The sequence below is a fragment of the Rhodococcus sp. D-46 genome (genome assembly GCF_011290655.1).
Lineage (GTDB): Bacteria > Actinomycetota > Actinomycetes > Mycobacteriales > Mycobacteriaceae > Rhodococcus_F > Rhodococcus_F qingshengii.
This window is the reverse complement of the sequence record NZ_JAANTF010000001.1, coordinates 783,218-797,629: the sequence shown is the minus strand read 5'-3', so window position 1 is coordinate 797,629 and position 14,412 is coordinate 783,218. Positions and strand designations below refer to the sequence as shown.

The 14,412-nt window shown below is 62.9% G+C and carries 15 protein-coding genes; 9 read left to right on the top strand and 6 right to left on the bottom strand.

What is annotated here, in order from left to right:
• Window positions 1-46 precede the first annotated feature (46 nt).
• Window positions 47-331: a YciI family protein gene (locus G9U53_RS03800; protein WP_003942124.1), complete on the top strand. Its 285-nt coding sequence runs from the start codon at window positions 47-49 to the stop codon at window positions 329-331.
• A gap of 16 nt (window positions 332-347) precedes the next feature.
• On the opposite strand, the gene G9U53_RS03795 is transcribed toward G9U53_RS03800, so the two are convergent.
• The 6 genes from G9U53_RS03795 to thyX all read right to left on the bottom strand — a co-directional run bounded on the left by G9U53_RS03795 (window position 348) and on the right by thyX (window position 8,664).
• Entirely contained in the window at window positions 348-1,328 is a 981-nt protein-coding gene (locus G9U53_RS03795; protein ID WP_019748181.1) for a TerC family protein, read from the bottom strand.
• Window positions 1,329-1,373: 45 nt separating this feature from the next.
• The gene (locus tag G9U53_RS03790; protein WP_030535561.1) at window positions 1,374-4,145 is read right to left on the bottom strand and encodes a DNA translocase FtsK; all 2,772 of its coding nucleotides are present in this window, start codon (window positions 4,143-4,145) and stop codon (window positions 1,374-1,376) included.
• Between the two features lie 124 nt (window positions 4,146-4,269).
• Window positions 4,270-4,893 carry a TIGR03085 family metal-binding protein gene (locus G9U53_RS03785; protein WP_003942175.1) on the bottom strand — a complete coding sequence of 208 codons (624 nt, stop codon included), beginning with the start codon at window positions 4,891-4,893 and terminating at the stop codon, window positions 4,270-4,272.
• A 59-nt stretch (window positions 4,894-4,952) separates the two neighbouring features.
• Window positions 4,953-6,962 carry a ribonuclease J gene (locus G9U53_RS03780; RefSeq protein ID WP_054188536.1) on the bottom strand — a complete coding sequence of 670 codons (2,010 nt, stop codon included), beginning with the start codon at window positions 6,960-6,962 and terminating at the stop codon, window positions 4,953-4,955.
• A complete protein-coding gene (dapA, locus tag G9U53_RS03775; protein ID WP_003942142.1) occupies window positions 6,963-7,868 on the bottom strand; it encodes a 4-hydroxy-tetrahydrodipicolinate synthase in 906 nt (301 codons plus the stop codon).
• A 43-nt stretch (window positions 7,869-7,911) separates the two neighbouring features.
• Window positions 7,912-8,664 (bottom strand): FAD-dependent thymidylate synthase, encoded by a 753-nt coding sequence (gene thyX / locus G9U53_RS03770; protein ID WP_003942250.1) that lies wholly within the window; start codon window positions 8,662-8,664, stop codon window positions 7,912-7,914.
• A gap of 154 nt (window positions 8,665-8,818) precedes the next feature.
• Between thyX and G9U53_RS03765 the strand changes: the two genes are divergently transcribed.
• The 8 genes from G9U53_RS03765 (at window position 8,819) to nuoE (ending at window position 14,411) form a co-directional block, all read left to right on the top strand.
• Window positions 8,819-9,298 carry a toxin-antitoxin system HicB family antitoxin gene (locus G9U53_RS03765; RefSeq protein WP_003942206.1) on the top strand — a complete coding sequence of 160 codons (480 nt, stop codon included), beginning with the start codon at window positions 8,819-8,821 and terminating at the stop codon, window positions 9,296-9,298.
• A gap of 87 nt (window positions 9,299-9,385) precedes the next feature.
• Complete coding sequence (locus G9U53_RS03760) at window positions 9,386-9,820, top strand: SRPBCC family protein (RefSeq protein ID WP_003942203.1); 435 nt, start codon at window positions 9,386-9,388, stop codon at window positions 9,818-9,820.
• 181 nt (window positions 9,821-10,001) lie between these two features.
• A complete protein-coding gene (locus G9U53_RS03755; RefSeq protein ID WP_042450864.1) occupies window positions 10,002-10,394 on the top strand; it encodes a response regulator transcription factor in 393 nt (130 codons plus the stop codon).
• Window positions 10,395-10,605: 211 nt separating this feature from the next.
• Window positions 10,606-10,965 (top strand): NADH-quinone oxidoreductase subunit A, encoded by a 360-nt coding sequence (locus G9U53_RS03750; protein WP_064688795.1) that lies wholly within the window; start codon window positions 10,606-10,608, stop codon window positions 10,963-10,965.
• A gap of 80 nt (window positions 10,966-11,045) precedes the next feature.
• The gene (locus G9U53_RS03745) at window positions 11,046-11,600 is read left to right on the top strand and encodes an NADH-quinone oxidoreductase subunit B (RefSeq protein WP_003942234.1); all 555 of its coding nucleotides are present in this window, start codon (window positions 11,046-11,048) and stop codon (window positions 11,598-11,600) included.
• Window positions 11,597-12,259 (top strand): NADH-quinone oxidoreductase subunit C, encoded by a 663-nt coding sequence (locus tag G9U53_RS03740; RefSeq protein WP_030535562.1) that lies wholly within the window; start codon window positions 11,597-11,599, stop codon window positions 12,257-12,259. The genes G9U53_RS03745 and G9U53_RS03740 overlap by 4 nt, the downstream gene beginning before the upstream one ends.
• Window positions 12,259-13,590: an NADH dehydrogenase (quinone) subunit D gene (gene nuoD, locus G9U53_RS03735; protein ID WP_007735150.1), complete on the top strand. Its 1,332-nt coding sequence runs from the start codon at window positions 12,259-12,261 to the stop codon at window positions 13,588-13,590. Before G9U53_RS03740 ends, nuoD begins: the two co-directional genes overlap by 1 nt.
• Entirely contained in the window at window positions 13,587-14,411 is an 825-nt protein-coding gene (nuoE, locus tag G9U53_RS03730; RefSeq protein ID WP_003942123.1) for an NADH-quinone oxidoreductase subunit NuoE, read from the top strand. Before nuoD ends, nuoE begins: the two co-directional genes overlap by 4 nt.
• The last annotated feature ends 1 nt before the right edge of the window (window position 14,412 follow it).

Here is a 14,412-nt window from a genome sequence, read left to right as displayed (position 1 = left end):
CTTCACACACCACCCTCTCGATCACCAGCCCCGAAAGCGGTTCACGATGTCGTTGTTCCTCGTCGAATACACCTACGCGCCCGAGAAGAACGCTCAGCGCGACGAAGTCCGTAGCGATCACCGCGCGTGGCTCGCGGATCTGGTTTCCCGCTCGATCGTCTTGTCATCCGGCCCGTTTGCAGATGGAAACGGCGCGCTGATCATCGTCGACGCCGCAGACGCCGACACCGTTTCCCTCCTCTTCACCCACGATCCGTTCGCGATCGCCGATTTGATCGAGAAGGTCCGGATCACCGAGTGGGTTCCGGTGTTGGGTCAGTTCAGCGCCTGAGAGCCCCGGCCCCGGCTTACTCCCCCGCCCGGTCGCGAGTCTTCAACAGGCTCGCGACCGTCGTCACCGCCAATACTCCGATGATCACTCCGAGTGAGAGTGCCGTGGAGATTTCCGGGACGGAGACGTGTTCACCTCCGTTGACGAACGAGAGGGTGTTCTCGTGCAACGCGTGAAGTACCAATTTCACACCGATGAACGCCAGGATTATCGAGAGCCCGTACGAGAGATAGACCAGCCGTTCGAGCAACCCACCGATCAGGAAGTACAGCTGCCGTAGACCCATCAGCGCGAAGGCGTTGGCGGTGAACACCAGATACGGTTCCTGGGTCAGACCGTAGATCGCCGGAATCGAATCGAGCGCGAAGAGCACGTCGGCAAACCCGATTGCGATGAGCGCCAACAACAACGGTGTCACGACGCGCTTGCCGTCGATCCGGGTGATCAGTTTGTCCCCGTCGTATTCCTCGGTTGTCGGCAGCACCCGCTTCACGAGTGAGATGATGCGACTGTCGCGCTTCTCCTCGGCTTCCTTCTCATGCCCGTGATCGCGGATCAGGGTGTACGCGGTGTAGATCAGGAACGCACCGAAGAGGTAGAACACCCAGCTGTACGCATTGATGGCGGCCGCACCGACTCCGATGAAGATTCCGCGCATCACCAATGCGAGGACGATGCCGATCAGCAGGACTTTCTGCTGGAACTCTCGCGGGACGGCGAACGTCGACATGATGATCACGAAGACGAACAGATTGTCGACCGAGAGCGCCTTCTCCGTGACGTAGCCGGCGAAGTACTCACCGCCGTACGTGGTGCCCCAGATCCACATCACGACGAGGCCGAAGACGATGGCGATCGAAATGTAGACCGTCGACCAGAATGCGGACTCCCGGAAGGTCGGCGCATGCGGAGTGCGGACGTGGGCGAAGAAGTCGAAGACGAACAGGCCTAGGATCACCACGATCGTGATTCCCCAAGCCAACGGCGTCACATGCACGGGTTCCTCCGGTCGTCTGTCGACGGCTTCTCCGCCGAGGTGTCCCTACTCGTCTGCAGGTGCCTCATCCGGGTCGCCGCCGCGTATCGACCACAGCAGACCGTCGAGCTCCTCGGGCTTCATGAGCACCTCGCGTGCCTTCGAGCCCTCGCTGGGTCCGACGACGCCGCGGTTTTCCATGAGGTCCATCAGTCTGCCGGCCTTGGCGAACCCGACTCGTAGCTTGCGCTGCAACATCGACGTCGAACCGAATTGACTCGTGATGACCAATTCCACGGCCTGCAGGAGGACATCCATGTCGTCCCCGATGTCAGGATCGACGTCTTTCTTCTCCCCTGCCTTCTGCGCGGTGACACCTTCGGTGTACTCGGGCTCGGCCTGGTTCTTCGCGAAGTCGACAACCGCCGAGATTTCCTCGTCGGTGATGAACGCGCCCTGCATACGGGTCGGCTTACCCGCGCCCATGGGCAGGAAGAGGCCGTCACCCATACCGATGAGCTTCTCGGCGCCGGGCTGATCGAGGATGACTCGCGAGTCCGTCAGTGAAGACGTCGCGAACGCCAGACGCGAAGGCACGTTGGTCTTGATCAGGCCGGTGACGACGTCGACGGACGGGCGCTGCGTTGCCAGCACCAGGTGGATACCGGCAGCACGGGCTTTCTGCGTGATGCGGACGATTGCTTCTTCGACGTCGCGCGGCGCGGTCATCATGAGGTCTGCCAGCTCGTCCACGATCGCCAGGATGTAGGGGTACGGACGGTAGACGCGCTCGCTGCCCAGCGGGGCGGTGATTTCGCCGGACTTGACCTTGGAGTTGAAGTCGTCGATATGACGCACCCGGTTGGCCTGCATGTCCTGGTAGCGCTGTTCCATCTCCTCGACCAACCAGGCCAGCGCTGCCGCTGCCTTCTTCGGCTGAGTGATGATCGGCGTGATCAGGTGCGGGATACCTTCGTACGGCGTGAGCTCGACCATCTTGGGGTCGATGAGGATCATCCGTACTTCTTCCGGCGTTGCTCGGGTGAGCAACGAGACGAGCATCGAGTTCACGAAGCTCGACTTACCCGAGCCGGTCGAACCTGCCACCAGAAGGTGGGGCATCTTCGCGAGGTTCGCACTGACGAAGTCACCTTCGATGTCCTTGCCCAGACCTATCACCAGTGGGTGGTGATCGCGTCGGGTGCTCGGCGCGTTCAAAACGTCGGCGAGGCGAACCATTTCGCGGTCGGAGTTCGGTACCTCGATGCCCACTGCGGACTTACCCGGAATGGGGGCCAGGAGGCGGACGTTGTCGGTTGCCACGGCGTACGCGATGTTGCGGGCGAGCGCGGTGATCTTCTCGACCTTCACGCCTGGGCCGAGTTCGACCTCGTAGCGCGTCACCGTCGGTCCGCGGGTGAAACCGGTAACAGCGGCATCGATCTTGAACTGTTCTAGGACTTCGCTGATCGCCTCGATCATCGCGTCGTTCGCAGAACTGCGGAGCTTGGGCGGGTCTCCCTCGATCAGCAACGTCGTCGGCGGGAGGTTGTAGTCGCCGTCGGTGACCCGATCGGTGACGAAGTGTTCCTTCTCCTCCGGCTCCGGTTCGGGTTTCGGCACGGGCTTGGCGATGGGGACCGAACGCGCAGGCACCTTGGGGCGCGGTGCCGGCGTCTCCACGACGGGCGCTGCCGCAGCCGCGACGGGCTCGTCGGGTACTGCGGTGTCGTCGGCGTTCCACAGACCGAGGACTTCGGTCTTCTTGTCTCCGGATTCGAACTCGTCCGTCGGGTAGTTGTCGATCGGTGCGCGTCGGCTGGTCCGCTTGGCGGGCTTGAGCGGCGGCTCGGCGTAGGTGTCGACCGGGTAGCCGTCGGCGTCGAACAGTGAAGGATCGTAAGCAGATTCGCCGTAGTGGTGCTCACCGTCCTCGTCGAATTCGGATCCGTAGTCGCCGTATTCATCCGAGCGATACGAGGCGCCGAAGAAGGACTGGAACTTGCTCGGCACCTCACGCAGAGTCGTTCCGGTCAGAAGGAGGATTCCGAATCCGGCGGCGATGACCAGCAGCGGCGCAGACAGCCAGACGGTGAGCCCGTTGGTGAGCGGGCCGCCCACGACGTATCCGACAAACCCTGCGCCGTTGGAGCGACCGGTGGCGTCTGTCGGTGAACCCGAGATGATGTGCCAGAGGCCGAGCGCCGGCAGACCGACCAGCAAGGATCCCATGATCAGTCGGGGCCGGATCTCAGGTTTCGGTTCGGTGCGCATCAACAGGATCGCGAGGCCGACGCCGACGATGGGGAGCACGGCCGAGGCCGCGCCGAAGATCGCCCGCACGAGGGTGTCGATGCCGCCGCCGATCGGACCACCGGCCTTGAACCAGACGCCACCGGCGATGACGACGCTGAATGCGATCAGGCCGAGCGCTATTCCGTCGCGGCGGTGGCCGGCTTCGATCTCGCCGACCTTACTGACGGTGCGTGTGGTGGCGCCGACGCCGCGGGCAGCCAGGGACCACCCGGCTCCGATTCCCTTGCCTACAGCGGCCAACGGGCTGGCCCGCTGAGAGGTTTTCGATACCGGGCGGCGCGCGGCCGACGACGTACCGGACGCCTTCTTGGGCGCCGGCTTGGAGCCTTTGCCCGACGCGGGGCGCCCACCAGCCCTGGCCGAAGTCGTGACATTTCGAGGAGTCGATACGGTTCGCGTGGTGCGCGAGGCACGAGGTTTTGCGGTTGCGCGCGCGCTCGGAGTAGAGGCTGACGACCTGGTCGATGCCCTGGACGTAGACGTGCTTGTACTGGATCCCCGGGCGCTCGACTTACCTGCCATGGAGTTCAGGCTAGTCTGTGCGACCCCATCTGGACCATCCGCAACACCAGCAACACTGGTGGCGAGTGCGAAACGTGATCTTCACAACCCGTCTGTCGAGCTCGGCTCCGGCAGAAGGGGGCCATCAGAAACTGCGATCGAGCGCCATCACGGATTGAACGTCGGCCAGTTCACCTTTGGCTTCGATCTTCACCTCGTTGCGACCGAAAGCGTGCAGCAGCAACTCGGCGGGTTCACCCTGCAGGACAACACTGCGAGAGCCGGATTTGTGGACGACCGCACTCTCGCCGGACGGAAGTTCGAAAATGACCTCGACAGCGGCTTTGCGGTAACCCATCTTGCCGATCTGCCGGGCGTACTTCCACAGCTGAGCCTGCCGACCCTCCGACAACGGACGCGGCGCCCAGTTCAGATGTGCGCGTCGTACATCTTCGTGGTGGACGAACATTTCCGTGGTATTCACCTGCGCGTCGAGCCAGTACATCGGCGACCACCGAGGCGGCCCACTCCGAACGTCGTCGAGGATCTCCTCCCACGGACGCGCCGCTGCGGCCTTACGCACGCTCTCGGTGTGACCGGCAAGAGGGCTCAACATGATTCCGGGAGCGGCGTCGAGACGCCGCTCCCGGACTATCAGATGTGCTGCCAGGTCACGATTGGTCCACTCCCCACACAGTGTCGGAGCATCGGGGCCGAATTCGACCATGCTGTCCACCAGGGCGAGTCGTTCGTCATGAGCGAAGGTCACCTTCGCCAAAGTACTCGAACCGGACCGGGTTCGAGCGGAAGCGACCTGCTGTGCCGAATCTACGGAACCGCGATGACCGTCGGAATGATCATCGGACGGCGGCGGTACTTGTCCGCGACCCAGCGTCCGACGACGCGGCGCACCGACTGCGCGATGCGATGAGCGTCGATGACGCCTTCGCTCGCCAACCGGGCCAGGTCCGATTCCACGAGATCCGCGGCAGCCTTGAGCGCTGTCGGATCGTCGGAGAAGCCGCGACCGGACACCTCGGGGGTGCTGACCGCACGGCCCGTCGACTCGTTGATGACGATGGTGATCGCGATGAAGCCGCCCTCACCGAGCACGAGGCGATCGGACAGCGTCGGCTCACCGACGTCGCCGACGGACAGACCGTCGACGTAGACGTGTCCGACCGGTACGCGTCCGACGATCTCGGCGAGGCCGTCCACCATGTCGACCACGACGCCGTCCTCGGCCAATACGATGCGCTCTTCCGGCACGCCGGTTGCCTTTGCCAGCGCGGCGTTGGCACGCAGGTGCCGCCATTCACCGTGGACGGGCATGGCATTGGTGGGCCGAACCGCGTTGTACAGGTAGAGCAACTCACCGGCGGACGCGTGGCCCGAGACGTGAACCTTGGCGCTCTGCTGGGTCACGACGGTGGCACCGCGCTTGGCCAAACCGTTGACCACGGCAAAAACGGAGTTCTCGTTGCCCGGGATCAGCGAAGACGCGAGAACGACAAGGTCGTTGGCGCGGATGTTGATCTGACGGTGTTCGCCGCGCGCCATCCGCGAGAGCGCTGCCAACGGCTCACCCTGCGAACCCGTCGAAATGAGCACCAGGCGATCGTCGGGAAGGGTGGCGGCGGTGTCGATATCTACGACGAGGCCGTCGGGCACCGTCAGGTAGCCCAGATCCTGGGCGATCTGCATGTTGCGGACCATCGAGCGGCCGACGAAGACGATGCGGCGGTTGTACCGAGCGGCTACGTCGACGACCTGCTGGATGCGATGCACATGGCTGGCGAAAGATGCCACGATGACGCGCTGCTTCGCCTTGCCGATGACGTTGTCGAGCACTCCCCCGATTTCGCGCTCGGGTGTGACGAATCCCGGAACTTCGGCGTTCGTCGAGTCGACGAGGAACAGGTCGACGCCCTCGTCGCCCAGGCGGGAGAATCCGGCGAGGTCGGTCAGGCGGCCGTCGAGAGGCAGCTGATCGAGCTTGATGTCACCGGTGTGCAGTACGACGCCGGCGTCGGTGCGAATCGCGATCGCGAGAGCGTCGGGAATCGAGTGGTTGACCGCGAAGTACTCGCAGTCGAACGGGCCATGGGTGGTGGTGTTTCCCTCGACGACCTCGACCAGGTTCGGACGCAGGCGATGCTCGCGGCACTTGGCGGCAACGAGAGCGAGAGTGAACTTCGCGCCGATGACCGGAATGTCCGCGCGCAGACGCAGCAAGAACGGCAGAGCACCGATGTGGTCCTCGTGTCCGTGAGTCAAGATGACGGCTTCGACGTCGTCCATACGGTCTTCGATGTAGCGGAAGTCCGGGAGGATCAGGTCGACGCCAGGCTGCTGGTCCTCGGGGAACAGCACACCGCAGTCGACGATCAGCAACTTGCCACGGTGCTCGAACACCGTCATGTTGCGACCGATTTCGCCGATGCCGCCCAGCGCGACGATGCGCAGACCCGATGCCGGCGCCTTCGGGGGTGTTCCGAGGCGACCCGTGGGATCGACGGCCGGACGGTTCTCGGGGCGCTTGTTTCCGCGCCCGTTGCCCGACTTCGATGCTGCCGGTCGGTTACCGCCGGAAGATTTGCGCGGCGACCTCTCTTCGGTCGACTTCTTGGGTGCAGCAGATTTGGTGGCAGTGGACTTGGTTGCTGCAGATTTGGTTGCTGCGGCCTTCTTGGGCGGGGCGGCTGCGGCGGGGGCCGCTTCTGCCGCCGGCGCAGCTGGTGCCTCTACCGGTGCGGCCTTTGCGGCCGTTTCGGGAGCCGGAGGCGAAGGCGGACCGGCTTGACGACTGGCACTACGACGTCGGGGGGGACGGGTCATTTACAAAACTCCTGCCGCATGCAGATCGGCGGCAAGACCGTCGATCTGCTCTTTAGTGGGTGCAACCTGCGGAAGGCGTGGTTCTCCGACATCGATTCCGATGAGTCGCAGACCCGCCTTCGAAGCGCTGACACCGCCGAGGCGGGCAACGGAACGAATCACAGGGATCAAACTGAGGTTTATCTCGCGTGCGCGGGCGATGTCGCCGGACACGAACGCGGTGTGAAGGTCACGGAGACGACCCGGAACAAGATGGCCGATGACGCTGACGAAGCCGGTGGCGCCGACAGCGAGCCACGGCAGATTCAGCGGGTCGTCGCCGGAGAAGAACTGAAGCTCGGTGGTGCCGATCAACTCTGCGCCGGCGTTGAGGTCGCCCTTGGCGTCCTTGACGGCCTTGATTCGCGGGTGCTCGGCGAGTCGGCGGATCGTCTCGGTCTCGATGGGAACGACGGAGCGGGGCGGAATGTCGTACAACATGACGGGCAGGTCGGTCGCGTTGGCGACGGCGGTGAAGTGTGCAAACAGTCCGGCCTGGGGCGGACGTGAGTAATACGGGGTGACGACGAGCAGACCGTGCGCTCCGGCGCGAGCCGCGTCACGTGCGAGTTCGACGCTGTGAGCGGTGTCGTTGCTGCCGGCGCCTGCAACGATCTTCGCGCGGTTACCGACGGCGTCGATCACTGCGCGGAGCAGGTCGAGCTTCTCGGACTCGGTGGTGGTGGGAGATTCACCGGTGGTACCGGCAAGAACGAGGCCGTCACAGCCGTTGTCGACGAGATGGGCTGCGAGGCGCACTCCCGCGTCGACGTCCAACTTCCCGTCGGCAGTGAACGGGGTCACCATCGCAACGGAAATGGTGCCGAACGGACGCTCGACAAGAGAAGCGGAATCACCGTAGGTCATGGTCAGAAGGTTACCCGGTTCAGCTCTTACTTCTGCACACGAGTCACGACTCGGCCGCAAATGCGCTGACGGCAATTTCCGATCCGTCGCTTCCGCGAAGAATCTCGTAGTCCCCGAACACATTTGGCGCGACATCACGAAGCTGACGCAGGCACTCGACCGCGACTCGCCGGATCTCGACATCCGCATGTTCGGTGGCACGCATCTCGACGAAGTGCCGCCAGGCCCGATAGTTCCCGGTCACGACCAAGCGCGTCTCGGTGGCGTTGGGCAGCACCGAGCGCGCAGCCTGCCTGGCTTGCTTGCCCCGCATCGGGGCACCGGGCACCGATTGCAGTTTCCCTTCGAGGGCAGTCAGCAGTTCCCCGTAAGCGCGACGGCTTTCGTCGGTGGCATTCAGAAACAGTGCTTCGAGCTCGGGATCACCTTCGACAGCAGGAGGCACGACGACGTTTGCATCGTTCTCACGGACGAATCGCTGCGAGAGTTGCGAGTACGAGAAGTGCCGGTGACGAATCAATTCGTGAGTGCACGAGCGCGAGATACCGGTGATGTAGAAGCTCACTGTCGCATGCTCGAGCACCGAAACGTGTCCGACCTCGAGCAGATGCCTCAGATAGCCGGCGTTGGTTGCGGTTCGCGGATTCGGCTTGGACCAACTCTGGTAGCAGGCTCGACCGGAGAACTCGACCAGCGCTTCGCCACCATCCGCGTCCGTCTCCCACGGAATGTCCTCGGGCGGGAAGAACTCGGACTTCGCCACCAACTGCACCTTCAGCGACACCGTGTTCGGCACAACCCACTCCTCGACAAGCACGAAACGACCAGCACGAAACCCGGGCGCCGTTCGCCTCAGGTGCTGGGCAACTCTATAGCGGTCGACCGCCCTCGATACCGAGTGACGTCATCACATCCTTGACTGACGTCACTTTTGACGCCACTGTGGTGTCATGGACATTTCGGAGTACACCGCAAAGCTGCAGAACGACCTCGCCACTGCAGCCGAACTCGGCGACGATCACACGCGCCGGATTGCGGCGTCGTTGTCCGCCGCCATCGAACCCTCGGTCCGCCTGGTCTTGTTGGCCGCGGCGACGGAACTGGCCAAGGAGATCGGGGCGAAGCTGGGCGACCGAGAGGTCAAGGTGAATCTCGACGGAAGCGAATTACTGGTCGACGTTGTTCGCCCGCCGAACTCGACCGGCGGCGAGGGTGCAAACGAGAAGGCAGACGACGAGAAGAAGGACTCAACCTACTCGTTCGACGACGTCAGCGGAGATATCAGCCGGGTGACGTTGAGGATGATGGAACAGATCAAAGCCCGCGCCGAGGAGGCCGCCAATCAGAACGGAGTCTCCCTCAACTCGTGGGTTTCACAAGCCGTCCAGGGCGCATTGCGGGACCAGATGCGCAAGAACGGCATGGACTAGCTCGACGCCAACCCGATCACCGAATGATCTAATTGCGCAACTGCAGTAATCACGAACCGTTGCCGCAAGGCGAGAAGGAGCACGTTCATGGCCGTTTCGGGCGTCAAGGAATTCGAGATCAAGGCTGATCCGGAAACGGTGATGAAGGCCGTAGCAGCCGTCGATCGGCTGCCGGAGTGGTCGTCTGCACACAAGAAGATCACCATCGAGAGCACCCACGACGACGGTCGCCCCCATCGCGTTCGCATGGCCGTGTCCATTCTGGGAATCAACGACGAGCAGGTAGTCGACTACACCTTCGAGGGCGACGAGAAGGTGACCTGGACCCTCGTGGAGAGCGGTCAGCAGAACCAGCAGGACGGCTCGTACGTCTTGACTCCCACCGACGGTGGAACCAAAGTCACCTTCGAACTGACCATCGATCCCAAGATCCCGCTGCCGGGCTTCCTGGTGAAGAAGGCACAGAAGACGGCGCTGGAAACAGCGAGCAAGGGCCTGACGAAGTTCGTCGAAAACTTCTGAGCGCACACGCAATTCAGGCGGCCCTTACTTCCGGCGTTCATCGCCGGGTAGGGGCCGTTTGCCGTGAAGCCGAGCTGTGTTTTCGCGGAAGTCCCTGCCGATGTTGAAGATTCGCCGGTAGCCGGGGACCGCCCGGAGTAACGTCGGCCGCGTGTCCGCCGAGACCGCAGAGCCCAACTCCATGGCACCCGTGCGCATCCTCGTCTACAGCGACGACGCACACACGCGCGAGCAAGTTCGGCTCGCTCTCGGAGAGCGCCCACATCCGTCGATGCCCACCATCGACTACATCGAGGTCGCGACGGCACCGATCGTCGTAGCCAAGCTCGATGCCGGCGGAATCGACCTCGCCATTCTCGACGGCGAGGCGAGTCCGGCGGGCGGCATGGGCGTCGCGAAACAACTCAAGGACGAGATCGCCGACTGTCCACCGATCCTCGTACTGACCGGTCGACCCGACGATGCGTGGCTGGCGTCGTGGTCGAGAGCGGAAGCCTCAGTGCCGCAGCCGATAGATCCGATCGAACTTGCTTCCACCGTCATCGCGCTTCTGCGTCGACAACTGAGCCGGTGAGCACCCGTTGCAGCGGTGATTCGTTGCGGCGCCGACTACTTCGGACTTTCGAGAGCGAAACTCGGCACCCCGAAAACGAACCCAATGTCGGAGGCCTCCCCTAGTGTGGGTGTCGCAGGTCACATAAGTATCGAATTGCTGGCAGTATCGAAATCGAACGGCACCTTCGGGCTGGGCGGACATCCGCACAGCGGAGAGGAGTTCGGGTGACATGAACGCTTACATCCCCATTCTCGTCCTCGGGGTCATCGCGATGGCCTTCGCTGTGGTGTCGGTTGTTCTCGCGTCCGTGGTCGGCCCGAAGCGGTACAACAGGGCGAAACTCGAAGCCTACGAATGCGGAATCGAACCGGCACCCCGTACCGCCGGTAGCGGGCGGTTTCCCGTCAAGTTCTATCTGACGGCAATGCTGTTCATCATCTTCGACATCGAGATCGTTTTCCTCTACCCGTGGGCGGTGCATTTCGATTCGCTCGGCTTGTTCGGCCTCGCGGCGATGGGCCTTTTCATAGTCAACGTCTCGGTGGCATACGCATACGAATGGCGACGAGGCGGTCTCGGTTGGGACTAGGCCAGCGGACACAGGTACAGCACACATACGTCAGACAAAACCGGTCACACCGCAGCTGTTACGACTGAAAAGAGTCGGTTATGGGTCTCGAAGAAAAGCTCCCCAGCGGATTTCTACTGACCACTGTCGAGGGCCTGGCAGGGTATGCCCGCAAAGGATCACTGTGGCCTGCCACCTTCGGGCTCGCGTGCTGCGCGATCGAGATGATGGCAACCACGTCAGGTCGCTTCGACCTGGCGCGGTTCGGCATGGAGGCATTCCGCGCGTCGCCGCGACAGGCAGACCTTCTGATCGTGGCCGGGCGGGTCAGTCAAAAGATGGGGCCGGTACTTCGTCAGGTCTACGACCAGATGGCCGAGCCGAAATGGGTTCTGGCCATGGGTGTGTGTGCGTCGTCCGGCGGTATGTTCAACAACTACGCAGTGGTACAGGGCGTCGACCACATCGTGCCGGTCGACATCTACTTGCCCGGCTGTCCGCCGCGGCCGGAGATGCTCCTGAACGCGATCATCGAACTGCACCGAAAGATCCAGGAGATGCCCCTCGGCGTGAACCGCGAAGAGGCACGCGCGGCAGCCGAGCGCGCCGCACTGGCATCCACCCCCACCATCGACATGAAGGGGCTTCTGCGATGACCGCGGGCAACAACGGATCGAGGGGGATGTTCGGGGTCCGCGGCAGTGGTGACACCTCGGGCTACAGCCGGCTCGCCCCGCCGATCTCAGTAGAGGACAAGGCCTCTCGACCGTTCGGTGGATACTTCGACGAAGTTGCAGACTCCTTGGATGCCGCATTGCGCAGCGCGGGCAGCACTTTCACCGATGCAATCGAGCGGGTAGTGATCTTTCGAGACGAGATGACGCTGCATGTCGAACGGTCTCACCTCCCGCAGGTCGCGCGCAGACTGCGCGACGAATCGGAACTGCGCTTCGAACTTTGCCTGGGTGTCGATGGAGTCCACTATCCGCAGGACACCGGTCGCGAGCTCCACGCCGTGTATCCATTTGCTTCGATCACGCACAACCGCCGGATCAGACTGGAAGTGTCCGTGCCGGACACCGATCCACATATTCCGTCCATCGTCGGGATATACCCCACCAACGATTGGCACGAGCGTGAGACCTACGACTTCTTCGGGATCGTCTTCGACGGTCACCCGGCCCTGACCCGTATCGAGATGCCCGACGACTGGAAGGGCCACCCACAGCGCAAGGACTATCCGCTCGGCGGTATCCCGGTCGAGTACAAGGGCGCCCAGACTCCTCCACCCGACGAGCGTAGGTCGTACAACTGATGAACGAGACGACAGGAAGCAACTCCGGTGCCACGACGGAAACCGTCGTCACAGCATCGGGTCAGGACTGGGACGACATCGTCACCGCGGCCGCTCGCCAGCGAACCGGCGAGGCCGAACGGATCGTGGTCAACATGGGCCCGCAGCATCCGTCCACTCACGGCGTCTTGCGCCTCATTCTCGAAATCGAGGGTGAGACAGTCGTGGAAGCTCGGTGTGGAATCGGCTACCTGCACACCGGAATCGAAAAGAATCTCGAATACCGGAACTGGACGCAGGGCGTCACTTTCGTTACTCGAATGGACTACCTGTCACCGTTCTTCAACGAAACCGCGTACTGCCTCGGAGTCGAAAAACTTCTCGGCATCACCGACGACATTCCCGAGCGAGCCACCGTCATTCGCGTGATGATGATGGAGCTCAATCGAATCTCGTCGCACCTTGTCGCCCTGGCAACCGGTGGAATGGAACTGGGCGCCGTGACGGCGATGCTGTTCGGATTCCGCGAACGCGAATTGATTCTGGACGTGTTCGAGACGATCACCGGACTGCGGATGAATCACGCCTACATCAGGCCTGGTGGTCTCGCTCAGGATCTACCCGACGGGTCGGTCGCGAAGGTACGAGAACTGTTGAAGGTCCTACCGAAACGGTTGCGTGACGTCGAACTGATGCTCAGCGACAACTCCATCTGGAAAGCCCGCACCCAGGGAATCGGATATCTCGATCTCACCGGCTGCATGGCGCTCGGCGTGACGGGGCCGGTCCTACGCGCCACGGGTCTCCCCCACGATCAGCGTCGAGCGCAGCCCTACTGCGGCTACGAGAACTACGAGTTCGACGTCGTGACGCACGACGGATCCGATTGCTACGGAAGGTACGTCATCCGTGTCGAGGAGATGAAGGAGTCCCTCAAGATCGTCGAGCAGTGCCTCGACAAACTGCAACCGGGGCCGGTCATGGTGGACGACAAGAAGATCGCCTGGCCTGCCGATCTCGCTGTCGGACCGGATGGCCTCGGCAATTCGCAGAAGCACATCGCCAAGATCATGGAGTCGTCCATGGAGGGTCTGATTCACCATTTCAAACTGGTCACCGAAGGAATCCGCGTGCCGCCCGGCCAGGTGTACGTCGCCGTCGAGTCCCCGCGTGGCGAGTTGGGTGTGCACATGGTCAGCGACGGGGGAACCCGGCCGTACCGCGTCCATTTCCGGGATCCGTCATTCACCAACCTTCAAGCGGTAGCGGCGATGTGCGAGGGAGGCATGGTGTCCGACGTGATCGCCTCGGTTGCCAGTATCGATCCCGTCATGGGCGGAGTGGACCGATGACCGGCCCGAACGGCTCGTCACGGGTGTTCATCGAACTCGGGCCGCGCCCGGACGAGCCCACGCAACTGGTACGCCCTGGCGCACGATCGAGTTATCCGCCTGACGTACTCGCCCGACTCGACGCCGATGCCGAAACCGTCATCGCTCGTTACCGTGAGCCTGACGCCGCGGCGACCACCAGTCGATCAGCCCTCCTGCCGCTCCTTCATCTCGTGCAGTCCGAGGACGGGTACATCACCCCGGCCGGGATCGATTTCTGCAGTGCCAAGCTGGGTTTGACCGGCGCCGAGGTTGCCGCCGTTTCCACCTTCTACTCGATGTATCGCCGTGGTCCGACGGGTGAGTATCTGGTCGGAGTCTGCACCAACACGCTGTGCGCGATCATGGGCGGAGACGACATCCTCGCAGCACTCGAAGAGCATCTCGGGTCAGCAGGCTCCAGAGACGAAGGCGGACACTCCATCTCGACGTCCGACGGCAAGATCACCCTCGAACACATCGAGTGCAATGCGGCGTGCGACTACGCCCCCGTCATGATGATCAACTGGGAGTTCTTCGACAACCAGACTCCGGAATCGGCGCGCTCACTCGTCGATGCGCTCCGCGCCGGAGAGCGCGTGACACCCAGTCGCGGTGCCACACTGTGTTCGTTCCGACAGACCGCACGCACCTTGGCCGGGTTCCCGGATACGCGAATCGAAGCAGCCGAAGCACAAACAATCGGCGGGGCAACTCTTGCCGGACTGCGTATCAGCCGATCTCACGACGACAACCCACCCGGCTCGGCCTCAGCAGCCGACGCTCCCGGCGAAGGGAAGTGAC